The sequence below is a fragment of the Sphingomonas sp. RS6 genome (genome assembly GCF_054489705.1).
The window spans coordinates 140,766-161,284 of the sequence record NZ_JBTMWM010000005.1 but is presented as its reverse complement, the minus strand read 5'-3'; the positions used below and the strand labels follow the sequence as shown (position 1 = coordinate 161,284).

Sequence of the window (20,519 nt, the reverse complement as noted above, 5' to 3'; positions counted from 1 at the left end):
AAAGGTTGCACCCCTTGTACTTCGCCAAGATCGCCGTTCCCGCCGTCGTCCTGCTGGCTGTGGCGGGATGTTCCCGAACCGGCGAAATCACCGCTGGCGGCATCAGCGCGGTGCGCACGGCCTGCCCGCAGGTCGCGATTCCCGCTGGCACCGGCGATGTGACGCTGTTCGATCCGGCCGATAGCCGCGAGGCCACGGCGATCGACGTCGTCGCCACGATCACCAATCTGAAGCCGGTGTGCAGTGATGCCGGCGATCAGGTGGTCACCAACATCAGCTTCGATGTGGTTGCCCAGCGTCGTGATGCCGGCCCCGCCCGCGACGTGACCTTGCCCTATTTCCTGACGATCGTTCGCGGCGGCACCTCCGTCACCGCCAAGCGCGTCAGCAACGTCACGCTCCATTTCGATGCAGGCGCGCTTCGTGCCAGCACCACGGGCCAGGCGACCGCCAGCGTCGCCCGCGCCGCGGCAACGCTTCCCGACGAGGTTCGCCGCCGCCTGACGCAGAAGCGCAGGGCAGGCGAGGAATCCGCAGCGATGGACCCGCTCGCCGATCCGGCCGTGCGCGGTGCCGTGCTCTCGGCCACGTTCGAGGCGCTGGTCGGCTTCCAGCTGACCGAAGACCAGCTCAAATATAACGCGACGCGCTAACCTTCACTCCTCCCCCGGAACGGGGGGCATGCGCAGCGTGGCGGAGGGGGGGTATCAACAAGCGACTCCGGCGCGGTGGCCCCCCTCCACCACGCGGCTGGCGCTGCGCGGTCCCCTTCCCCGTGCCGGGGAGGATCTAAATTCCCCACTACCCCGATTGACTTCGACAAGCCGTGCCGCCAAGGCGGGCATGTCGATGCCGGGCAACCGGTATGGGCACGCGCGGGAGAGTATCCGGTTCGCCGGATCGCCGAAGGAGCAACCGCCCCGGAATCTCTCAGGCAGCGAGGACCGCGCGCGCCACGACACTCTGGAAAGCGAGACGGCCGAATTGGGCCGGGCTCCACCGAAGGGGTAAGCCGGGTTCGCCCGTGCGAAAGCTCTCAGGTTCCGTGACAGAGGGGGCGGTGGTGCAGCCAGGGGCGTTTGCCCCGGGCGGACCATTGAACCCAAACTGCCCGGAGTGCCCCGATGAGCGACATCGCCGAAGATACCGTTGTGGCCGACCTGCCGATCGAGACGCTGCCGCTCGACGCCTGGCACCGCGCGCGCGGCGGCCGGATGGTCCCGTTCGCGGGCTATGCGATGCCGGTCCAGTATGAAGGCATCATGGCCGAGCATCTCTGGACGCGCGAGCATGCCGGGCTGTTCGACGTCAGCCATATGGGCCAGCTGCTGTTCTCGGGTGTCGAGTTCGATGCGAGCCTCGAAAAGCTGCTACCGGGCGACGTGAAGGGGCTGGGCGAAGGCCGGATGCGCTATTCGCTGCTGCTCAGCGAAGAGGGCGGCATCCATGACGACCTGATGATGACCCGCCTGCCCGCCGACAACGCCTTCGAGATCGAGGGCGGCACGATCTACATGGTCGTCAATGGCGCGACCAAGTGGGACGATCTCGGCGTGTTCCGCGAGTTCCTGCCCGACGAAGTGACGATCAACCATCTCGAGGACCAGGCGCTGCTGGCGCTGCAGGGGCCCGAGGCGGTGACCGCGCTCGCCCGCGTGCTGCCGGGCGTCGAGAAGCTGGTGTTCATGACCGCTGCCGCGTTCGAGTGGAACGGCAACCCGCTCTGGGTCAGCCGCTCGGGCTATACCGGCGAGGACGGCTACGAGATTTCGCTGCCGGGCGAGGCGGCCGAGGCGTTCGCCGACGCACTCACCGCGCAGCCCGAGGTGAAGCCGATCGGCCTGGGCGCGCGCGATTCGCTGCGCCTGGAGGCCGGCCTGCCGCTCTACGGCCATGACCTCGATCTGGAGACCACGCCGGTCGCCGCCGATCTGGGCTTCGCGCTGTCCAAGCGCCGCCGCGAAGAGGGCGGCTTTGCCGGTGCCGAGCGCATCCTCGCCGAGCGCGAGCAGGGCAGCGCGACGAAGCGCGTCGGCCTGATCGTCGAGGGCCGCCAGCCGGTGCGCGAAGGCGCGGCGGTGGTCGATGCCTCGGGCGCCGAGGTCGGCAAGGTCACCTCGGGCGGGTTCGCGCCCTCGGTGCAGAAGCCGATCGCGATGGCCTATGTGCCCGCGGCCCTTGCGGCCGCCGGCACCAAGATTACGCTTGTCCAGCGGGGCAAGCAGCACTCCGCGGAAGTTGTGGCAATGCCCTTCGTCCCCCACCGCTATGTCCGAAAGGGAGCGTGACATGAGCCGTTATTTTACCGAAGACCATGAGTGGATCGACGTCGACGGCGACGTCGCGACGGTCGGCATCACCGAATATGCCCAGAGCCAGCTCGGCGACATCGTGTTCGTCGAAGTGCCCGACGAGGGCAAGGAACTGACCAAGGGCGACGATGCCGCGGTCGTCGAGAGCGTCAAGGCGGCGTCGGATGTCTATGCGCCGGTCTCGGGCACCGTCGTCGAGGGCAATAGCGACCTCGCTGACAATCCCGCGCTGGTCAACGAGGATCCGGAAGGCGACGGCTGGTTCTTCAAGATGACGCTGAGCGACACCAGCGAGCTCGAAGAGCTGATGGACGAGACCAAGTACCAGGCGTTCGTCGCGAAGCTGTGATCTGACATAGCCCCTCCCCTTCAGGGGAGGGGTTGGGGTGGGGGACTCTCCACAAGCGATCCATCCCGCTGACCTGATTGCCCTACCCCCAACCCCTCCCCTGAAGGGGAGGGGCTTAAGTGGGGAAGCCCCTTCCGAGGGGCGCGTTCCCCTTCCGCTTGCGGGAGGGGTTAGGGGAGGGGATGGCAGCCGCCAGTCCTTTCCAAAGAACTTCAGCCCCTCCCCCGACCCTTTCCGCCAAGCGGAAGGGGAGGAAAGAGGGAAGGGAACAAGGAACCGTGATGCGCTACCTGCCCCTTACCCCGGCCGACCGTCAGGCGATGCTTGGCACGATCGGCGCCCAGTCGATCGACGACCTGTTCGTCGACGTGCCCGAAAGCGCCCGCCTGAGCGGGCCGATCGCGGGCCTGCCGATGCATGCGTCGGAACTCGCGGTCGAACGCCACATGACCGCGCTCGCGCGCAAGAACCTGGCGGCCGGCGAAGCGCCGTTCTTCCTGGGGGCAGGGGCCTATCGCCACCATGTGCCGGCCTCGGTCGATCACCTCATCCAGCGCGGCGAGTTCCTCACCGCCTACACGCCCTACCAGCCGGAAATCGCGCAGGGCACGCTGCAGATGATGTTCGAGTTCCAGAGCCAGATCGCCCGGCTGCTCGGCTGCGACGTTGCCAACGCCTCGATGTACGACGGCTCGACCGCGTGCTGGGAAGCGATCTCGATGGCGCGCCGCGTCACCAAGCGCGGCAAGGCGATCCTTTCGGGCGGCCTGCACCCGCATTATGTCTCGGTCGCCAAGACGATGGCGCGCTTCACCGGCGACCAGCTGGTGACCGCGCTGCCGACGTTCAGCCCCGAGCCCGACACGCTCGACCTGATCAACGCGATCGACGCCGACACCTCGTGCGTCGTCGTCCAGTATCCCGATATTCTCGGCCGCATCGAGGACATGTCGGCGCTGGCCGAGGCCTGCCACGCCAAGAAGGCGCTGCTCATCGCCGTCGTCACCGAGCCGGTGGCGCTGGGGGCGATCAAGGCACCGGGCGAGATGGGCGCGGACATCGTCGTCGGCGAAGGCCAGTCGCTCGGCGTCGGCCTGCAATTCGGCGGGCCGTATGTCGGCCTGTTCGCCTGCTCGGAAAAGCTGGTCCGCCAGATGCCGGGCCGCCTCTGTGGTGAAACGGTGGACGCCAGCGGCAAGCGCGGTTTCGTGCTGACGCTCTCCACCCGCGAGCAGCATATCCGCCGCGAAAAGGCGACGTCGAACATCTGCACCAGCTCGGTGCTGTGCGCGCTCGCCATGTCGGTGCACATGACGCTGCTGGGCGAGAAGGGCCTGCGCCAGCTTGCCGAGCTCAACCATGTCGGCGCCAGCGCCGCCGCCGATCGCCTGGCCGAGGTGGACGGGGTGGAGCTGGTCACCGACCGGTTCTTCAACGAATTCACGCTGAAGCTGTCGAAGGAAGCGCGCCCCGTCGTTCGCCAGCTGGCCGACAAGGGCATCCTGGCCGGCGTGTCGCTCGGCCGCCTCTATCCGGGCGTCGAGGAACTCCAGAACGGCCTCGTCGTCGCGGTCACCGAAACCACCACGGAGGAGGACGTCGAGACGCTTGCCTCCGCACTCGAGGAGGTGCTGGCATGAGCACGATCAATCCGTCGGGCTGGCGCCCCACCACGCCGTCGCAGGATGGTATTAGCGCCGAGGGTACCTTCACCGGCAACCGCGCGCTGATGCTGGAAGAGGCGCTGATCTTCGAGATCGGCTCCACCGACACCACCGGCGTCGATTTCGGCGAGGCGCCTGCGGGCAAGTCGCGTCTCGCCGGCATGGAGCGGAGCAAGCCGATCGGCCTGCCGGGCCTGTCCGAGCCGGAGACGGTGCGCCACTATACCCGCCTCAGCCGCCAGAACTATGCCATCGACCTCGGCCTGTTCCCGCTGGGCAGCTGCACGATGAAGCACAATCCGCGCCTCAACGAGCGGATGGCGCGCCTGCCGGGCTTCGCCGACATCCACCCGCTCCAGCCGGTCGATACCGTGCAGGGCGCGCTGGAAGCGATCGACCAGCTCGCGCACTGGCTGATCACGCTCACCGGCATGCAGGCGGTGGCGATGAGCCCCAAGGCCGGCGCGCATGGCGAACTGTGCGGCGTGCTGGCGATCCGCGCCGCGCTCGACGCCAAGGGCGAGACCGCGCGCCGCATCATGCTGGTGCCCGAATCGGCGCACGGCACCAACCCGGCGACGGCGGCGTTCGCCGGCTTCGCGGTGGAGGACATTCCCGCAACGCCGGAAGGCCGGGTCGACGTGGCGGCGCTCAAGGCGCGGCTGGGGCCGGACATCGCCGGCGTGATGATCACCAACCCGAACACCTGCGGGCTGTTCGAGCCGGACCTCAAGGACATTTCCGATGCGGTCCATGCCGCGGGCGGCTATGTCTATTGCGACGGCGCCAACTTCAACGCGATCGTCGGCCGGGTGCGCCCGGGCGACCTCGGCGTCGATGCGATGCACATCAACCTGCACAAAACCTTCTCCACCCCACACGGCGGCGGTGGTCCGGGTTCTGGTCCGGTGGTGCTGTCGGCGGCGCTGGCGCCCTATGCACCTTTGCCCTTCGTCGAGAAGACCGAGGCCGGCTATCGCCTCGTCGAGGAAGAGACTGCCGAGGAGCATCACGCCTCGACCTTCGGCCGCATGACCGCCTTCCACGGCCAGATGGGCATGTTCACCCGCGCGCTAACCTATATCCTCAGCCACGGCGCCGACGGCCTGCGCCAGGTCGCCGAGGATTCGGTGCTCAACGCCAACTATGTGCTGCGCGCGATGGAGGACGTGCTCGACGCGCCCTTCGCCAAGACCGGCCCGTGCATGCATGAGGCGATCTTCAGCGACAAGGGCCTGCCCGAGGGCTTCTCGACGCTCGACATCGCCAAGGGGCTGATCGACGAGGGCTATCACCCGATGACGGTGTATTTCCCGCTGGTCGTCCACGGCGCGATGCTGGTCGAGCCGACCGAGACCGAGAGCAAGGCGGCGCTCGACCAGTTCATCGGTGCGTTCCGCAACGTCGCGACCAAGGCCAAGCAGGGCGAGGCGGCGCTGAAGAGCGCCCCGCACTTCGCGCCCCGCCGCCGCCTCGACGAGACGCTCGCCGCGCGCAAGCCGGTGCTGGCCTACAAGAACGCGGCCCCGGCCGAAGCGGCCGGGTAAGCGCCCGACCCGTTACCCCCCGAGAGGGTCGCACACGCCGGCTGGAAGCCCCCGCTTCCGGCCGGCGTTTCGCATCTGGAGGACGGGGCCAGCGCTATTGCGATCGCTGCCACCGCTCTGCATACAGGTTGCGCCCGCACGCGTTGCGTCGGGTCCGCATGGGTGAGGCGGCGGGACCGCGCCGTAAATCCTCTTCCCTGTGGATGGCCGAATCCTATCCTTCGGAAAGTCTCTCGATGCGCCTTCTCGCCTGCTGTCTCCTGGCTTCCCTGACCGCCGGCACGGCGACTGCGCAACAGCGGCCGGTGCTGACCGACGCCGATTATACCCGCGCGATGCACCAGCTCGGTCCTTGGACGGCGCCGCTGGTCGACCACGCGGTGCGCTCGGCGCATTGGATCGACGCGCGCCGCTTCTGGTATGTCGACACCGACCACGGCGTGCCGACGATCATGCTGGTCGACGCCGCCAAGCGCACGAAGAAGGCGGCCTTCGAAACCAGGGCGCTGCTGGCGTCGCTCAACGCCGCCGGGCTGAAGGAGCAGGACGCGGCGAAGCTGACCATCGGCGATTTCGTGCCGGATCTCGCGAAGAATAGTGCGATCGTCAGCGTCGGCGGCCAGCGTTATGCGTGCGCGATGGCGCAGCCCTATGGGTGCACGGAGTCTGCGGCGCCCAGCGCCGGGCAGATTGCCGGCTATCTCGCGCATCAGGGGCCGGCCGACGCTGTGCTCTCCCCGGACGGCAAGCGCGCCGCCTTCGTGCGCGACTGGAACCTGTGGGTCCGCGACATGGCAACGGGCGCGGAGCGGCAACTGACCACCGACGGCGTCAAGGATTTCGGCTACGCGACCGACAATGCCGGCTGGAAGCATTCGGACCAGGCGATCGTGATCTGGTCGCCGGACTCCAAAAGGCTGGCGACCTTCCAGCAGGACCAGCGCAAGGTGGCGGACTTTTCCACCACGACGACGCAGGTCGGCCATTCGCAGGTCGACACCTGGAAATACCCGTTCGTCGGCGACAAGGAGATCATCCAGATCCAGCGCGTCATCGTCGATGTCGACGGGGCCCAGGTGATCCGCCTCAAGATGCCGGCGGAGCCGCATCGCTCCTCGCTGTGCGACGACGTGGTGTGCGGCGAGGGTCCGCAGGACATGCAATGGGCGAAGGACGGCAAGACGCTCGCCTTCGTCTCGACCTCGCGCGACCACAAGGTGGAGACCGTGCGCATCGCCGATGCCGCCAGCGGTGCGGTGCGCGACGTGGTCACCGAAACGGTGCCGACCTGGTTCGACAGCGGCTACAATGACGAGGGGATCAACTGGCGCTATCTTTCCGAGCGCGGCGAGATCTTGTGGTGGTCGCAGCGCGACGACTGGGGCCATTATTATCTGTACAGCGCCGCCACCGGCAAGCTGATCCGACAGGTCACGCACGGCCAGTGGAATGTCGACCACCCGGTCTTCATCGACGAGCGCAGCGGCAAGATGCTGATCGCCGGTGTCGGCCGCGAACCAGGCATGGATCCCTATTATCGCAGCATCTATGCCATCGACCTGAAGGGCGGCAAACCCAGGCTGCTGACGCCGGAGAAGCAGGATCATATCGCGATCCCGTCCAGCGACGGGCGCTATTTCGTCGACATCTATTCGACGCCGCAGGAGCCGCAGACCGCGGTGCTGCGCCGCGCCGACGGATCGGTCGTCCAGCAACTCGCAAAGGGTGACGTGACGCGGCTGAAGGCGGCGGGCTGGCAGGCGCCGGAGAACATCGCCGTCCAGTGCAGCGACGGCAAGACGCTCTGCTATGGCCTGTTGTTCAAGCCGGCGGGCCTCGATCCGCAGCGCAAATATCCGGTGATCGACTATATCTACCCGGGCCCGTTCATGGGGACGATCCCCTCGCGGCAGTTCGCCGCGGCCCAGGGGGATGCGGGTGCGCTGGCGCAGCTGGGCTTCGCCGTCGTAGAGATCGATGGGATGGGAACGCCGCGCCGCTCGAAGGCATTCCAGGATTATTACCATCGCGACATGGGCAAGCAGGCCGTTCCGGACCAGATGACCGGCATCCAGGATCTGGCCACGCGCAATCCGTGGATCGACCTCGATCGCGTCGGCATTTGGGGGCATTCGGGCGGCGGCAATGCGACGGCCGCCGCGATGTTCCTCTATCCTGATTTCTTCAAGGTCGGCATCGCCGAGAGCGGCAACCACGACAATCGCAACTATGAGGACGACTATTACGAGAAGTATCTCGGGCTGCTGGAGCGGAGCGGCGAGAAAACCAATTACGACCTGCAAGCCAATCAGGAGATTGCCAAGAACCTGAAGGGCAAGCTGCTGCTCGCGCACGGGATGCTCGACGACAATGTGCCGGTATCGTCGACGCTGCTGGTGGTCGACGCGCTGGAAAAGGCGAACAAGGATTTCGACCTCATCCTGTTTCCGCGCGCACACCACGGCTATGGCGACCAGTCCTATTACATGATGCGCCGCCGCTGGGACTATTTCGTCGAGAACCTGATGGGCGCGACGCCGCCGAAGGAGTTCAAGATCGAGCGGCCGGACGCGGGCAAGTGAAGATCTCGCGGACGGTGTAAAAACGGCGTTTTGACGCCGCTGCGCTTCCCCTTATGTTGCATCGCATTGCTTCGGGGGGACTCCGCCATGCAGTTCGATACGCCGCACCTGATCCGCTATGGCATCACCGCGCTCGTCGTGGGGCTGATCCTCGCGCTCCGCATCCGCCGCATGTCCCGGGCGCGACCGCTCACCCTCGAGCGGCTGTGGATCGTGCCCAGCCTCTATGCGCTGCTCGTCGCCAGCCTGTTCGTCCAGACACGGCCGAGCCTCGGCGGCTGGGCGCTGTGCGCCGCCGCGCTGGTGGTCGGCGCGGGGCTGGGGTGGCAGCGCGGCAAACTGATGCACCTCTCGGTCGATCCCGCGACGCACCAGCTCAGCCAGAAGGCGTCGCTCGGCGGTCTCCTGTTCATCGTCGTGCTGATCGCGATCAAGCTGGTCGGCCAGGCCGAGGGCTCGGCGCTGCATCTTAACGTGATGCTACTCACCCAGGCATTCGGCACGATGGCGCTTGGGCTGTTCAGCGCGATGCGCGTCGAGATGTATCTGCGGGGCAAGCGCCTGCTCGCTCATGCACGCGCCGCCGCATGAGCAATCGCGAACGCGGCTGGCTGGCCCCGCCCGACGGTGTGCGGCGCCACGCCCCCGCGACGCTGCGCAACCGCGCGCCCCTCGCGACGATGCTCGGCGAGCTGCTGCCCACATCCGGCGCGGTGCTCGAAGTGGCGAGCGGCAGCGGCGAGCATTGCGCCTATTTCGCCGAGCATTTCCCCAAGCTCGAATGGCGGCCGAGCGACCCGGACCCTGATGCGCTCGCCTCGATCACATCCTGGTGCGATGGCCTGCCCAATGTCCGCGTGCCGGTTGCGCTCGACGCGGCTGAAGAACACTGGCCGGTCAGCCGTGCCGATGCGATCCTGTGCGTGAACATGGTCCATATCAGCCCGTGGGCAGCGACGCTGGGGCTGATGGCAGGGGCGGGGCGGCTGCTGCCGCCGGGCGGCTCCTTGATCCTTTACGGTCCCTATCGAGAGTCAGGCGTGCCCACCGCGTCCTCGAACGAGGAATTCGACCAGTCGCTCCGCGCGCGCAATCCCGAATGGGGGCTGCGATTGCTCGGCGACGTGATCGCGGCGGGGGAAGCGCACGGTCTCGTGTTCGAGCGGCGGGTGGCGATGCCCGCCAACAACCTCATAGTGGTGTTTCGTCGTAGCTAGCGCGCCCGCGCGCCAGCTTCTGTTCGCGATAGACGATATAGAGCCCGCTCGCGATGATCACCGGCGCCCCGAGCCAGGTCGAAAAGGTCGGGAACACATCGAACAGCAGCCAGCCATAGAGCGTTGCCCAGATCAGCCCCGAATAGTCCATCGGCACCACCACCGAGACGGGGGCGAAGCGCATCGCCGCGGTGAGCGCCAGCTGCCCGACCCCGCCTACCAGCCCGGTGGCGACCAGAATTGCCCATGTAAGCGGATCGTGCGGGTGAAAGTGGAAGACATAGATGATGCCGAGGACCGGCACCGAGAGCAGCGAGAACCAGAACACGGTGGTGCCGGCGCTTTCCGTCCGCGTGATCTGGCGCAGCGTGATCGCCACGATCGCGACGAACAGCGCCGCCATCAGACCGACGAACGCGCCGAACAACGGAATCGCCTCGCGCCCCGGCTGCACGACGATCAGCACGCCGACGAACCCCAGGATCACCGCGGTCCACCGATGCCACCCGGTCCGCTCGCCTAGGATTAGCGCGCCGAGCAGCGTCGCGAAGATCGGAACGGTGAACTGAAAGGTCTGCGCTTCCGCCAGCGGCAGCAGGATCACCGCGCCAAAGGTGAAGATCATGCCGGTAAGGCCGATCGCGGTACGCCAGACATGCGCGCCGAACCGCGCGGTCCTGAGCGACTTGAGCCCCGGCCCCATCGCCACCCAGAGGGTGACCAGCGGCACGGCCCAGAGCTGACGATGGAACATCGTCTCGATCAGCGAGGCGCCGCGCAGCTCGGACATCTTGACCAGCGCCGACATCGTGGCGAGGCAGGCAATGGCGAACAGGCGGAGCGCCAGACCGGTGGCGATGCGATCGGGACGAGCTTCGGACACGGGGGCACGGTTAAGGGCGGGGGGCGCGGGCGGCAACCCCAATTGGGGATGTTCATCAATCTCGCCAGTTTCCAGACCAGCGTCGCGCAAGGGCAAGCGGCCAATCTTGATCGTTGCCTTCAGGATTGAAGCAGGCGTCCCACCACCACCGCGAGCGAATCCTGCCACGCCGGCGCGCGGTAGCCGAAGGTATCGGCGAAGCGCGTGCAATCGAGCCGCGAGTTCGACGGGCGCTTGGCCGGGGTCGGATAGGCTGATGTGGGAATGCCGGTCACGTCCGCCGTCGGGCCACCATGTTTCGCGCTTTCGGCGAAGATCGCCCGTGCGAAGTCGGCCCAGTTCGTCTCGCCCGATCCGGCGAAATGGTACACGCCGCTGGCGGCGCCTTCCCGCTGCCAGCGCTCGACGACCGCCAGGATCGCCGCGGCGATGTCCAGCGCGGAGCTGGGGCAGCCGCGCTGGTCCTCGACCACGTTGAGCGCATCGCGCGTCTCGGCGAGGCGCAGCATCGTCTTCGCGAAGTTGTTGCCGAACGGGCTGTAGACCCAGGCCAGCCGGATCACGGCATGATCCGCACCCGATGCCTGCACCGCCTGCTCCCCCGCCAGCTTGGTCGCGCCATAGGCGCCAAGCGGGCCGGTGGGATCGTCCTCGCGCCAGGGGCGGTCGAGACTGCCGTCGAACACATAGTCGGTCGACAGATGGATGATCGGCGCGCCGATCTTCGCCCCAGCGCGTGCCAGCACACCGGGGCCGTCGCCGTTGATGGCCATCGCCAGTTCGGGCTCGCTTTCGGCCTTGTCGACCGCCGTATAGGCGGCGGCCGAGACGATCAGGTCCGGATGCACCTTCGCCACCGCCGCTTCGATCGTCGCCGGCTGGGCGAGGTCGAACCCGGGCCGCGTGACGAAGACGAGTTCATGGTCCTTCGCCTGCTCGGCCAGCGCCTGCGCGACCTGGCCGTCTTTGCCAGTGACGAGGATGCGCATCAGGCGGTCTGCCCCAGCCGTTCGCCGGCGTACTTGCCGGAGCGGATCGGCTCCCACCACCAGGCGTTGTCGAGATACCAGTCGATCGTGCGCGCGATGCCGGTGTCGAAATTCTCCTCGGCCTTCCAGCCGAGCTCGGTCTCGAGCTTGGTCGCGTCGATCGCGTAGCGGCGGTCGTGGCCGGGGCGATCGGTGACGAAGGTGATCAACTCGCGGCGCTTGCGGCCGTCGGCGAGCGGAATCCGCTGGTCGAGCAGGTCGCAGATCGTCTCGACGACCTGCAGGTTCGTCCGCTCGTTGCGGCCGCCGACATTGTAGCTCTCGCCGACCTTGCCGGTGGTGGCGATGGTCGCCAGCGCCTTGGCGTGGTCGTCGACATAGAGCCAGTCGCGGATATTCTCGCCCTTGCCATAGACCGGCAGCGGCTTGCCCTCCAGCGCGTTGAGGATGGTCAGCGGGATCAGCTTCTCGGGGAAGTGGAACGGCCCGTAATTGTTCGAGCAGTTCGACAGCACCACCGGCAGGCCATAGGTGTGGCCCCAGGCACGCACCAGATGGTCGCTCGCCGCCTTCGACGCCGAATAGGGTGAGGAGGGGTCATAGGGCGTGTCTTCGGTGAAGATGCCGCTGTCGAACGGCAGGTCGCCGAACACTTCGTCGGTGGAGATGTGGTGGAAGCGGAACGCGTCGCGCTTCTCGCCTTCCAGCCCGCGCCAATATTCGAGCGCCGCCTGAAGCAGCTTGAACGTGCCGACGACGTTGGTTTCGATGAACGCGCCCGGGCCGTCGATCGAGCGATCGACATGGCTCTCGGCTGCCAGGTGCATCACCACATCGACCTGCTCTTCGCGCAGCAGCGGCAGGATCGTCGCGGTGTCGGCGATGTCGGCATGGACGAAGCGGTAGTTGGGGGCGTTCTCGATCGCGGTCAGCGAGGCCGGGTTGCCGGCATACGTGAGCTTGTCGAGATTGATGACGCGCGCGCCCTGGCGGACCAGGTGGCGCACCACCGCCGAGCCGATGAAGCCGGCGCCGCCGGTGACGAGGAAGGTCTGCTGCATGGCTCAGCCCTGATAGAAGAAGGGGGTGTTGAAGTCGGCGAATGGCGTCGCGACCGCGTCCTTTTCGGAGAGCACCGGTTCCACGCCGATGTCCGGCCAGGTGATGGCGAGGTCGGGATCGTCCCAGCGGATCGCCATTTCCGAATCCTTCGAATATTTGGCACTGACCTTGTAGAGGATCTCGCAATCCGGAACGAGCGTCATGAAGCCGTGCGCATAGCCGGCGGGGACCAGCAGCTGGTTCCACTTGTCTGCTGAAAGCTCGACGCCGACCCATTTGCCATAGGTCGGCGAGCCGCGACGGATATCGACCGCAACGTCATAGATCGCACCGCGCAGCACGCGCACCAGCTTGGCCTGGGCGAAGGGCGGCGCCTGCAGGTGCAGGCCGCGGATCGTCCCCGGCTGCGCCGAGAAGCTCTGATTGTCCTGGATCCAGCGCGCCTCGACGCCTTCCGCGTCGAGCACCGACTGCTTGAACACTTCCGAGAAAAAGCCGCGATGATCGCCATATTTGGGCGGCGTGAACTCGATGACGCCGGACAGTTCGTGATGATGGACCTGGGTCATGCGGCAGCCACCAGCTTGCGCAGATAGGCAGCATAGCCCGTCTTGCCGAGGCCAGCCGCGCGCTTGAGGATCGAATCGGCATCGAGCCAGCCGCTCTCATAGGCGACTTCTTCGGGGCAGGCGATCTTCACGCCGGTCCGGTGCTCCAGCGTGCGGACGTACGAACCGGCCTCGTGCAGGCTGTCATGCGTGCCGGTGTCGAGCCAGGCATAGCCGCGGCCCAGCCGGGTGATGTGGAGGTCGCCCCGTTCCATGTAGATGCGGTTGACGTCGGTGATTTCCAGCTCCCCACGCGCGGAGGGCTGGATCGACTTGGCTATGTCGACCACGTCCTTGTCGTAGAAATAGAGGCCGGTGATCGCCCAGTTCGACTTGGGGTTGGTCGGTTTTTCCTCGACGCTGGTGGCCACGCCCGTCTCGGGATCGAAGGCGACTACGCCGTAGCGTTCGGGATCGTCGACATGATAGGCAAACACATTGGCGCCGCCCTGCGATGCCTGGGCCGCAGCCGCCTGGCAGCGCTCGCCCATCTTTTCGCCGTGATAGATGTTATCGCCCAGGATCAGGGCGCTGGGATCGTTGCCGACGAAATCGGCGCCGATGATGAACGCCTCGGCAAGGCCGTTGGGCGAGGGTTGCTCGGCATAGCTGAGATTGATGCCGAAGGCCGAGCCGTCGCCGAGCAGCGCCTCGAACATCGGCAGGTCGCGCGGCGTGGAGATGATCAGAATATCCCGGATGCCCGTCAGCATCAGCACCGACAGCGGATAGAAGATCATCGGCTTGTCATAGACGGGAAGCAACTGCTTCGAGATTGACAGCGTCGCGGGGTAGAGGCGCGTGCCGCTCCCGCCCGCCAGAATGATACCCTTCATTATATAGTCCCTGGTGACGCGCGCGGCCCGCGCAGGATGTTGATTCGCGCGTGAGAGCCCTAAGCGTTTTCAACGCCCTGCAACAGTTGCAGAATGATCGGGCGCGACCGGTCAGAACGCATTTGAATGGACGATCACGCGCAGCGTTCTGAGCAGGATGGTGACGTCTCGCCAGATATCCCAGCCGTCGATATATTCCATATCGGCCTGCAAGCGGTTGGTCAGGTCAATCTCGCGATCGGTTGCGCCTCGGAATCCGCGAACCTGCGCAAGGCCGGTCATACCGGGCTTGAGCGTATGGCGGTGCCAGTAGCGCTCATCGATCTCCCAAAAATAATGGTCTGCCGCGCGCGAGCCCAAGGCATGGGGGCGGGGCCCGACTACGCTCATGTCGCCGCGAAGGACGTTGAGAAGCTGGGGCAACTCGTCGATGCTCGTCTTGCGAATGAACTTGCCGACCATCGTGATCCGGTCGTCGTCGCGACTGGCCGAAACATTGCCGTCCGCATCGCACTGCGCCTGTCGCATCGAGCGGAACTTGAGGATCTTGAACAGCCGGTTGCCACGCCCGACGCGGTCTTGCGCGAACAGCACCGGCCCGGGCGACTCCAGCTTGATCGCGATGGCGACCAGGATCATCAGTGGCGCCAGAAAGATCAGCGCCGGAACGGTGATCAGCAAGTCCAGCGCCCGCTTCTTCGCCCGGTTCGGCATGTTGAGCGGTCCCTGCGACACGACCAGCGTGTCCTTGCCGTGATAGGTCGCAACACCGATCGCTCCCAGCGCATTGAACTGGGGAACAAGGATTTCACCCTTGATGTTCATGCCCTTGAGCAGCAGTGCCCACACGGCCCGCCGCTCCTCGGTGCACGCGACGATGACGCGATCGAAGCCGGCCACGGTACTGCCCAGGCGCTGCAACATCTGCGGATCGCGTGGATTCGGCGACAGGTTGACGATGCGGGCGTCCAGCGAAACCGTTCCGTCGGCGGCGTCGAGCGACACGCCATCCAAGATGAGAAGTTCATCGAGCAGAACGCCGCCGGTCATCTGGCGGACATGATGGCGGAAACCGATCCGCCCGAGCGCAACGAAGGCCAGCGCCGCGCACGAGCCGATCGCGAGTTGAGCCCGGGACAGCGGCAACTCGGCGATCAGCAGATAACTGCCCAACAGGATCGCGAAAATGGCGAGAAAGAACGCCGAATAGATGCTTTTGACGCCACTTACCGGGAATCGCAGCGAATTGAGCGAATAAGCGCCGCTGGCGATGGCGGTGCCGAGCGTGATCGGCAGAACCAGTATCCCCACATTGACACCGGCGAGCGAAAGCCAGTCGCCGTCACGTGCACATGCCGCCACGTAAAAGCCGAGCATAATGCCGATGCTGTCGAGCAACACCATCTCGACATAAAGGACCAGCCGAACCATCGACTTGCGCCACATCGCGCGTGCGGGGCCGGCGGCTCCGGTGGATACCGCATGTGCCCGAAGTTGCTCCTCAAAGGCGCGCTGGGCTTCGAAAGCGTTCATTGCCTCGCTCTGTTCCTTCAACGGAATACATACGCCGACAAGTGCCGATTCGCTTTGCTGCACTGCACTATAAACTGTTCCACGCCTGAACGCCGCCTAATGCGACGAAAAGGTAGATTCGCATGACGGCCTTCTGCGTTGATAAACCCAGGTCGATTCCCGCCGGTGTGCCAGGTCTTGTTGCCGCAGATCACGCCCGTGGCACGTCCTAGTCGCGACGCCTTTGTCACGTCGATAGCCGAATCGTTGATTATTCGACGAAAACACGTGAACCTCGCGACGGGCCGAGTCTCTTCTGAAGTCCTTTCGCAGTCATGATGAGGTCGCCGCGTCAGCCATTCTCCTCCTCGTGCCGCCTTCGCGGTCGCCAATTTCCCCAGAACTTGTCCCCATGCCAAGTCGAGCACGCGGACCCGCCTCCGCCCGGTCATCACCGTTTCCCGATCATCTCCCCGCGACTTACGCGCGTGGACCTTAAAGCGTGACTAATGCGCCTTGGTGACAATGCTTACAATGAAGAAGGGGCGCCCGATGGGACGCCCCTTGCCTCGAATCAGGTCGTTTTGACGAACCCGGATCAGGCGACGGCAGCCGCCGTCGAGCGACGGCGACGCAGCGCCATGCCGCCCATCGCGAAGCCCCCGATCATCATGCCCCACATCGCCGGCTCCGGCACGGCGGCGACGTCGATCGTGCCGCTGTAAGACGCAACCGTGCTGGTCGGGTTGCTCACCGTCAGCAGCAGGTCATAGGTGCCTGCCGTCGCGATGTTGAACAGATATTCCTGACCGGCAACCGGCGAGAAGGTCACGCCTGCGAAGGTGGCGCTGTCGAACGTCAGCTTGGCGGTGGTGAAGGTCAGGATCAGCTGGCCCGGCGCGTCGACCAGGATGTGGAAAATATCGCTGGCGGTTTCGCCTGCCGCGCGCTTGACGTTCGAATAGCCGCCGGTCGTGCCGTCGAAGCTGCACTGCCCGGGTGCCGGGGTGCACATGAATTCAGCTGCATTTGCGGAACCGGCGATGCCGAACGCAGAAACGGCGAACGCTGCTACTGTGGCAACACGCTTGAAATTGAACATGAAACACCTCCCAACAAAACACACCAGGCGCAACCGATGAGCCCTTGGTGACGACTGCTCTATGTTAAAAGCCTGTAAACGGCAATCGGATCCGCCGAAATTTTACGCAGGTGCAGCATGCATTCAACAGCGGTGCAGCAGGCTGATTGGTCCCGGACGCGATGGCCGGGAATAGGTAGATTCCCTGCCGGCTCCGTTGCTTAACCGCCTGTTTACCAGCGCTCTTCATCATCCACTGTGTCGACGTGACGCCAGTGGAGGCATGTCCCAAAATGAGACGCGAGGAAATGCAGGCGCGCCTGCAAAGCGCATTTGCTGCAGGTGCTGCGGTCGAGCGCGAAGCCATGCTTCGCGAATCCGGCCTGCAGGCGCTCGCCCTTCTACTGGGCGTCCATCGGGTCGCGACGACGCCGGAGCAGCTTCGCCACGAACTGGGGCACAGCGAATCGCCGAGCGGGGATGATCTGGTTCGCCTCGCCAAGCGCCACCAGGGGGTTCGCGCCAAGATCGTCGAAGTGCCGCGCGGCGCGCTCGCTCGCCATCCGCTGCCCGCGATCGCCGATGGGCCGGAAGGCTGGTTCGTGATCGGCGGCCTGACCGAACACGGCGTCATCATCCAGCGCGCCGGCCGCGCCGCCGAACAGGTCGATCGCGACGGGCTCGACGCGATCTGGTCGGGCACGCTGGTGCTGCTCACCACCCGCGCCTCGGCCGCGCCGCAGCTCCGCTTCGGCTTTGCCTGGTTCACCCAGCAGCTCCATCGCTATCGGCGGTTGCTGGCCGAAGTGCTCGGCATCACCTTCGCGCTAAACCTGCTCGGATTGGCGGCGCCGCTGCTGTTCCAGAGCGTGATCGACAAGGTGCTGATTCACAACAGCATGAGCACGCTCAGCGTGCTGGCCTTCGCGTTCCTGGCGGTGTCCGTATGGGAAGTCGCGCTCGGCTGGATCCGCACGCGCGTCTTTACCGAAACCGCGCAGAAGATCGACGTCGAACTCGGCGCACGCCTGTTCCGCCATCTGCTGGCGCTGCCGCTCGGCTATTTCGAGAAGCGCCGCGTCGGCGACACCGTGACGCGTGTCCGCCAGCTCGAGACGATTCGCGAATTCCTGACCAACGCATCGCTGTCGGTGATGGTCGATCCGCTGTTCACCTTCGTGTTCCTCGGCGCGATGCTGTTCTACTCACCGTCGCTGTTCGGGATCGTCATCGTGTCGCTGATCGCCTATGCGGTCATCTCGTTCGCCGTCGCCGGGCCGCTGCGCACGCGCGTCAACGATAAGTTCGAGAAAAGCTCGGCAAGCAATGCGCTGCTCGTCGAAAGCGTCGCCGGCATCCACACGATCAAGGCCACCTCGGTCGAGCCGCACTGGCAGAACCGCTGGGAACAGCAGCTTGCGGCCTATACTGCGTCGTCGCAGCGGCTGATCAACGTCGCGAACACCGGCACGCAGGCGATCGAGTTCGTCTCCAAGGTCAGCTTCGCGGCGATCCTTTTCTTCGGCGCCAAGGCGGTGATCGCCGGCGCGATGAGCGTCGGTGCGCTGGTCGCCTTCAACATGTTCGCGCAGCGCGTTGCCGGGCCGGTGATCCGCATGGCGCAGCTGTGGCAGGACTTCCAGCAAGTCCGCATCGCCATCGAGCGGCTGGGCGACGTGCTCAATCATCCCACCGAGCCGCGTTCGGCCTCGGCCGCCACCCTGCCGGTGCTGCGCGGCTCGATCCGCTTCGAAAACGTCACCTTCCGCTACAGCGAAGACCTGCCGCCGGTGCTCAGCGACATCACACTCGACATTCCGGCGGGCAGCTCGCTCGGCATCGTCGGCTCGTCGGGTTCGGGCAAGTCGACGCTCGCCAAGCTGCTTCAGCGGCTCAACACGCCTGATCTTGGCCGGGTGCTCGTCGACGATGTCGATGTCGCCCAGCTCGATCCCGCCTGGCTCCGCCGCCAGATTGGTGTCGTGCTTCAGGAAAACCTGCTGTTCAACCGCACGATCCGCGACAATATCGCGCTGTCCAACCCGGCGATGCCGTTCGAGCGGATCGTTGGTGCGGCGACGATGGCGGGCGCGCACGACTTCATCCTGCGCCAGCCCCGCGGTTACGATACCGAGATCGTCGAACGCGGCGTGAACCTTTCCGGCGGTCAGCGCCAGCGCATCGCCATCGCCCGTGCGCTGGTCGGCAATCCGCGAATTCTGGTGTTCGACGAGGCGACGTCCGCGCTCGACGCCGAGAGCGAGGAACTGATCCAGAACAATCTGCGCGCGATCTCGGCGGGCCGTACCCTGGTCATCATCGCGCACCGCCTGTCCGCCGTTCGCGCCTGCGACCGGATCATCACGCTCGAGGGCGGCCGCATCGTCGAAAGCGGCCGGCATGAGGAATTGCTCCGGTTGGGTGGTCGCTATGCCGATCTCCACCGGCGCCAGAACGGGCTTGGGGAGATCGCCGCATGAACGCCATCGTCACGATGGGCCGGGGCGGTGCCGCCGCCCGTGCCCGCAACTTCCTGGCCCCGGCCAATCGCCGCCGGGACTACGACCTCGAATTCCTGCCCGCGGCACTGGAAATCATCGAGCGCCCGGTATCGCCGACGGCGCGGGTAACCGCGCGGGTGATGCTCGCCGGGCTGGCGATCACCGGCGTTTGGCTGACCTTCGGCAAGGTCGAGGTGATCGCGCCCACCCAGGGGCGCATCGCGCCGGTGGGTGAAACCAAGCTGGTTCAATCGCCCGAATCGGGCATCGTTCGCAATATTCTCGTCACCGAGGGGCAGAAGGTCCGCAAGGGCCAGGTGCTGATCACGCTCGACCCGACCGTTTCGACGGCGGAGGCGGCGCAGGTCCGTGCGGCGCTGATCAGCTCCGAGCTGGAGGTCGCCCGCAACCAGGCCATCGTCGAAGCGCTCGAAGGCAAGGGCTTCCGATTCGTCGCGCCGGAGGGGGCGAGCCCGGCGGAGATCGAGACGCATCGCGGGCTGGCGCGTGCGCGGCTCGGCGAAATCCAGGCGATGCTGGCGAGCGGCCGTTCGGACCGCGGCGCCGCCGCATCGGCGTCCGCCGAGGCGCAGGCCCAGGTTCGCAAGCTCGAACAATCGCTGCCGCTGCTCGAACAGCAAGTCTCGGCCAATGAGGCGCTGGCCGCCAAGGGCTATGTCTCGAAGCTGCGCGTCGTCGAGATGCGGCGGCAGCTCATTTCGGAGCGCCAGGATCTGGCCGGTGCCCGCGCCACGGTCGCGCGGCTTGCCCAGCAATCGAGCAGCGCCTCGACCAACTCGGTACGCACGCGCGAAGAGGCGAGGGCGCAGATCCTTCAGGATCTGGTGAAGGCGCAGGACGAGGCACGCTCGCGGCGCGAAGAACTCGCCAAGGCGACGCTGCGCAGTTCGTTCCGCGAATTGCGTGCACCCGTCAGCGGCACCGTCTCGCAACTCGCCGTGCACACCGAGGGCGGGGTGATCGAAGGCACCAAGCCGCTGCTGACGATCGTGCCGGACAATGCCAGGCTCGAGGCAGAGGTGATGATCCAGAACGGCGATGTCGGTTTCGTCCGCACCGGCATGACCGTGAACGTCAAGCTCCAGGCGTTCCCCTATACCCGCTATGGGACGATCCCCGGCACTGTCACCGGGATCAGCCCCGAGGCCGTGCAGGTGAAGGATGGCCAGCCGCCGGTCTACAAAGCTCGGATCGCGCTCGAACGTGGCTATGTCGTCGCCGATGGTGCGCGCGTCCCGCTTCGCCCCGGGCTGATCGCGTCGGCGGACATCGTCACCGGCAAGCGGACGCTGCTCAGCTACCTAGTCGGCCCCGTGCTGGAGACGGGAACGGGGGCGCTGCACGAACGGTGAGGG

The 20,519-nt window shown here is 66.0% G+C and carries 17 protein-coding genes and 1 riboswitch; of the genes, 10 read left to right on the top strand and 7 right to left on the bottom strand.

Translation table 11 applies throughout. The features are described from left to right. The first annotated feature begins 14 nt into the window (after nucleotides 1-14). From ACX40Y_RS11480 to ACX40Y_RS11445, 8 genes are all read left to right on the top strand, one after another. Nucleotides 15-653 (top strand): hypothetical protein, encoded by a 639-nt coding sequence (locus ACX40Y_RS11480; protein ID WP_459119700.1) that lies wholly within the window; start codon nucleotides 15-17, stop codon nucleotides 651-653. A 213-nt stretch (nucleotides 654-866) separates the two neighbouring features. Further along, nucleotides 867-957, top strand: a riboswitch (glycine riboswitch). 167 nt (nucleotides 958-1,124) lie between these two features. Continuing rightward, a complete protein-coding gene (gene gcvT, locus ACX40Y_RS11475; RefSeq protein ID WP_459119699.1) occupies nucleotides 1,125-2,288 on the top strand; it encodes a glycine cleavage system aminomethyltransferase GcvT in 1,164 nt (387 codons plus the stop codon). Between the two features lies 1 nt (nucleotide 2,289). Continuing rightward, on the top strand, nucleotides 2,290-2,661 hold the full coding sequence (gene gcvH, locus ACX40Y_RS11470) for a glycine cleavage system protein GcvH (RefSeq protein WP_459119698.1): 372 nt from the start codon (nucleotides 2,290-2,292) through the stop codon (nucleotides 2,659-2,661). Nucleotides 2,662-2,942: 281 nt separating this feature from the next. Continuing rightward, entirely contained in the window at nucleotides 2,943-4,301 is a 1,359-nt protein-coding gene (gene gcvPA, locus ACX40Y_RS11465) for an aminomethyl-transferring glycine dehydrogenase subunit GcvPA (RefSeq protein ID WP_459119697.1), read from the top strand. Next, on the top strand, nucleotides 4,298-5,872 hold the full coding sequence (gene gcvPB / locus ACX40Y_RS11460) for an aminomethyl-transferring glycine dehydrogenase subunit GcvPB (RefSeq protein ID WP_459119696.1): 1,575 nt from the start codon (nucleotides 4,298-4,300) through the stop codon (nucleotides 5,870-5,872). The genes gcvPA and gcvPB overlap by 4 nt, the downstream gene beginning before the upstream one ends. A 236-nt stretch (nucleotides 5,873-6,108) precedes the next feature. Next, nucleotides 6,109-8,454, top strand: coding sequence for a S9 family peptidase (locus ACX40Y_RS11455; protein ID WP_459119695.1), 2,346 nt, complete (start codon nucleotides 6,109-6,111; stop codon nucleotides 8,452-8,454). A gap of 87 nt (nucleotides 8,455-8,541) precedes the next feature. Next, nucleotides 8,542-9,045, top strand: coding sequence for a DUF1453 domain-containing protein (locus ACX40Y_RS11450; RefSeq protein ID WP_459119694.1), 504 nt, complete (start codon nucleotides 8,542-8,544; stop codon nucleotides 9,043-9,045). Further along, nucleotides 9,042-9,671, top strand: a complete 630-nt coding sequence (locus tag ACX40Y_RS11445; protein WP_459119693.1) for a DUF938 domain-containing protein — start codon at nucleotides 9,042-9,044, stop codon at nucleotides 9,669-9,671. Before ACX40Y_RS11450 ends, ACX40Y_RS11445 begins: the two co-directional genes overlap by 4 nt. On the opposite strand, the gene ACX40Y_RS11440 is transcribed toward ACX40Y_RS11445, so the two are convergent. From ACX40Y_RS11440 to ACX40Y_RS11410, 7 genes are all read right to left on the bottom strand, one after another. Continuing rightward, nucleotides 9,646-10,554 (bottom strand): DMT family transporter, encoded by a 909-nt coding sequence (locus ACX40Y_RS11440; RefSeq protein WP_459119692.1) that lies wholly within the window; start codon nucleotides 10,552-10,554, stop codon nucleotides 9,646-9,648. The two genes, ACX40Y_RS11445 and ACX40Y_RS11440, sit on opposite strands and share 26 nt — an antisense overlap. 119 nt (nucleotides 10,555-10,673) lie before the next feature. After that, entirely contained in the window at nucleotides 10,674-11,543 is an 870-nt protein-coding gene (gene rfbD / locus ACX40Y_RS11435; protein WP_459119691.1) for a dTDP-4-dehydrorhamnose reductase, read from the bottom strand. Further along, nucleotides 11,543-12,604 (bottom strand): dTDP-glucose 4,6-dehydratase, encoded by a 1,062-nt coding sequence (gene rfbB, locus ACX40Y_RS11430; RefSeq protein WP_459119690.1) that lies wholly within the window; start codon nucleotides 12,602-12,604, stop codon nucleotides 11,543-11,545. Before rfbB ends, rfbD begins: the two co-directional genes overlap by 1 nt. 3 nt (nucleotides 12,605-12,607) lie before the next feature. Next, nucleotides 12,608-13,174 (bottom strand): dTDP-4-dehydrorhamnose 3,5-epimerase, encoded by a 567-nt coding sequence (rfbC, locus tag ACX40Y_RS11425; RefSeq protein WP_459119689.1) that lies wholly within the window; start codon nucleotides 13,172-13,174, stop codon nucleotides 12,608-12,610. Further along, nucleotides 13,171-14,049, bottom strand: a complete 879-nt coding sequence (rfbA, locus tag ACX40Y_RS11420; RefSeq protein WP_459119688.1) for a glucose-1-phosphate thymidylyltransferase RfbA — start codon at nucleotides 14,047-14,049, stop codon at nucleotides 13,171-13,173. The genes rfbC and rfbA overlap by 4 nt, the downstream gene beginning before the upstream one ends. Before the next feature lie 111 nt (nucleotides 14,050-14,160). Next, entirely contained in the window at nucleotides 14,161-15,453 is a 1,293-nt protein-coding gene (locus ACX40Y_RS11415; protein WP_459119687.1) for an exopolysaccharide biosynthesis polyprenyl glycosylphosphotransferase, read from the bottom strand. Nucleotides 15,454-16,159: 706 nt separating this feature from the next. Beyond that, nucleotides 16,160-16,663: an FxDxF family PEP-CTERM protein gene (locus tag ACX40Y_RS11410; RefSeq protein WP_459119686.1), complete on the bottom strand. Its 504-nt coding sequence runs from the start codon at nucleotides 16,661-16,663 to the stop codon at nucleotides 16,160-16,162. A 272-nt stretch (nucleotides 16,664-16,935) separates the two neighbouring features. Between ACX40Y_RS11410 and ACX40Y_RS11405 the strand changes: the two genes are divergently transcribed. Together ACX40Y_RS11405 and ACX40Y_RS11400 are read left to right on the top strand one after the other, a co-directional pair. Beyond that, entirely contained in the window at nucleotides 16,936-19,122 is a 2,187-nt protein-coding gene (locus tag ACX40Y_RS11405) for a type I secretion system permease/ATPase (protein WP_459119685.1), read from the top strand. Next, nucleotides 19,119-20,516 (top strand): HlyD family type I secretion periplasmic adaptor subunit, encoded by a 1,398-nt coding sequence (locus ACX40Y_RS11400; protein ID WP_459119684.1) that lies wholly within the window; start codon nucleotides 19,119-19,121, stop codon nucleotides 20,514-20,516. The genes ACX40Y_RS11405 and ACX40Y_RS11400 overlap by 4 nt, the downstream gene beginning before the upstream one ends. Nucleotides 20,517-20,519 lie beyond the last annotated feature (3 nt).

What these genes read in the sequence shown, in the direction of transcription:
- gcvT (WP_459119699.1), top strand. Translation starts at nt 1,125, where the DNA reads ATGAGCGACATCGCCGAAGATACCGTTGTGGCCGACCTGCCGATCGAG.
- gcvH (WP_459119698.1), top strand. Translation starts at nt 2,290, where the DNA reads ATGAGCCGTTATTTTACCGAAGACCATGAGTGGATCGACGTCGACGGC.
- gcvPA (WP_459119697.1), top strand. Translation starts at nt 2,943, where the DNA reads ATGCGCTACCTGCCCCTTACCCCGGCCGACCGTCAGGCGATGCTTGGC.
- gcvPB (WP_459119696.1), top strand. Translation starts at nt 4,298, where the DNA reads ATGAGCACGATCAATCCGTCGGGCTGGCGCCCCACCACGCCGTCGCAG.
- ACX40Y_RS11455 (WP_459119695.1), top strand. Translation starts at nt 6,109, where the DNA reads ATGCGCCTTCTCGCCTGCTGTCTCCTGGCTTCCCTGACCGCCGGCACG.
- ACX40Y_RS11450 (WP_459119694.1), top strand. Translation starts at nt 8,542, where the DNA reads ATGCAGTTCGATACGCCGCACCTGATCCGCTATGGCATCACCGCGCTC.
- ACX40Y_RS11445 (WP_459119693.1), top strand. Translation starts at nt 9,042, where the DNA reads ATGAGCAATCGCGAACGCGGCTGGCTGGCCCCGCCCGACGGTGTGCGG.
- rfbD (WP_459119691.1), bottom strand. Translation starts at nt 11,543, where the DNA reads ATGCGCATCCTCGTCACTGGCAAAGACGGCCAGGTCGCGCAGGCGCTG.
- rfbB (WP_459119690.1), bottom strand. Translation starts at nt 12,604, where the DNA reads ATGCAGCAGACCTTCCTCGTCACCGGCGGCGCCGGCTTCATCGGCTCG.
- rfbC (WP_459119689.1), bottom strand. Translation starts at nt 13,174, where the DNA reads ATGACCCAGGTCCATCATCACGAACTGTCCGGCGTCATCGAGTTCACG.
- rfbA (WP_459119688.1), bottom strand. Translation starts at nt 14,049, where the DNA reads ATGAAGGGTATCATTCTGGCGGGCGGGAGCGGCACGCGCCTCTACCCC.
- ACX40Y_RS11415 (WP_459119687.1), bottom strand. Translation starts at nt 15,453, where the DNA reads ATGGTGTTGCTCGACAGCATCGGCATTATGCTCGGCTTTTACGTGGCG.
- ACX40Y_RS11410 (WP_459119686.1), bottom strand. Translation starts at nt 16,663, where the DNA reads ATGTTCAATTTCAAGCGTGTTGCCACAGTAGCAGCGTTCGCCGTTTCT.
- ACX40Y_RS11405 (WP_459119685.1), top strand. Translation starts at nt 16,936, where the DNA reads ATGAGACGCGAGGAAATGCAGGCGCGCCTGCAAAGCGCATTTGCTGCA.
- ACX40Y_RS11400 (WP_459119684.1), top strand. Translation starts at nt 19,119, where the DNA reads ATGAACGCCATCGTCACGATGGGCCGGGGCGGTGCCGCCGCCCGTGCC.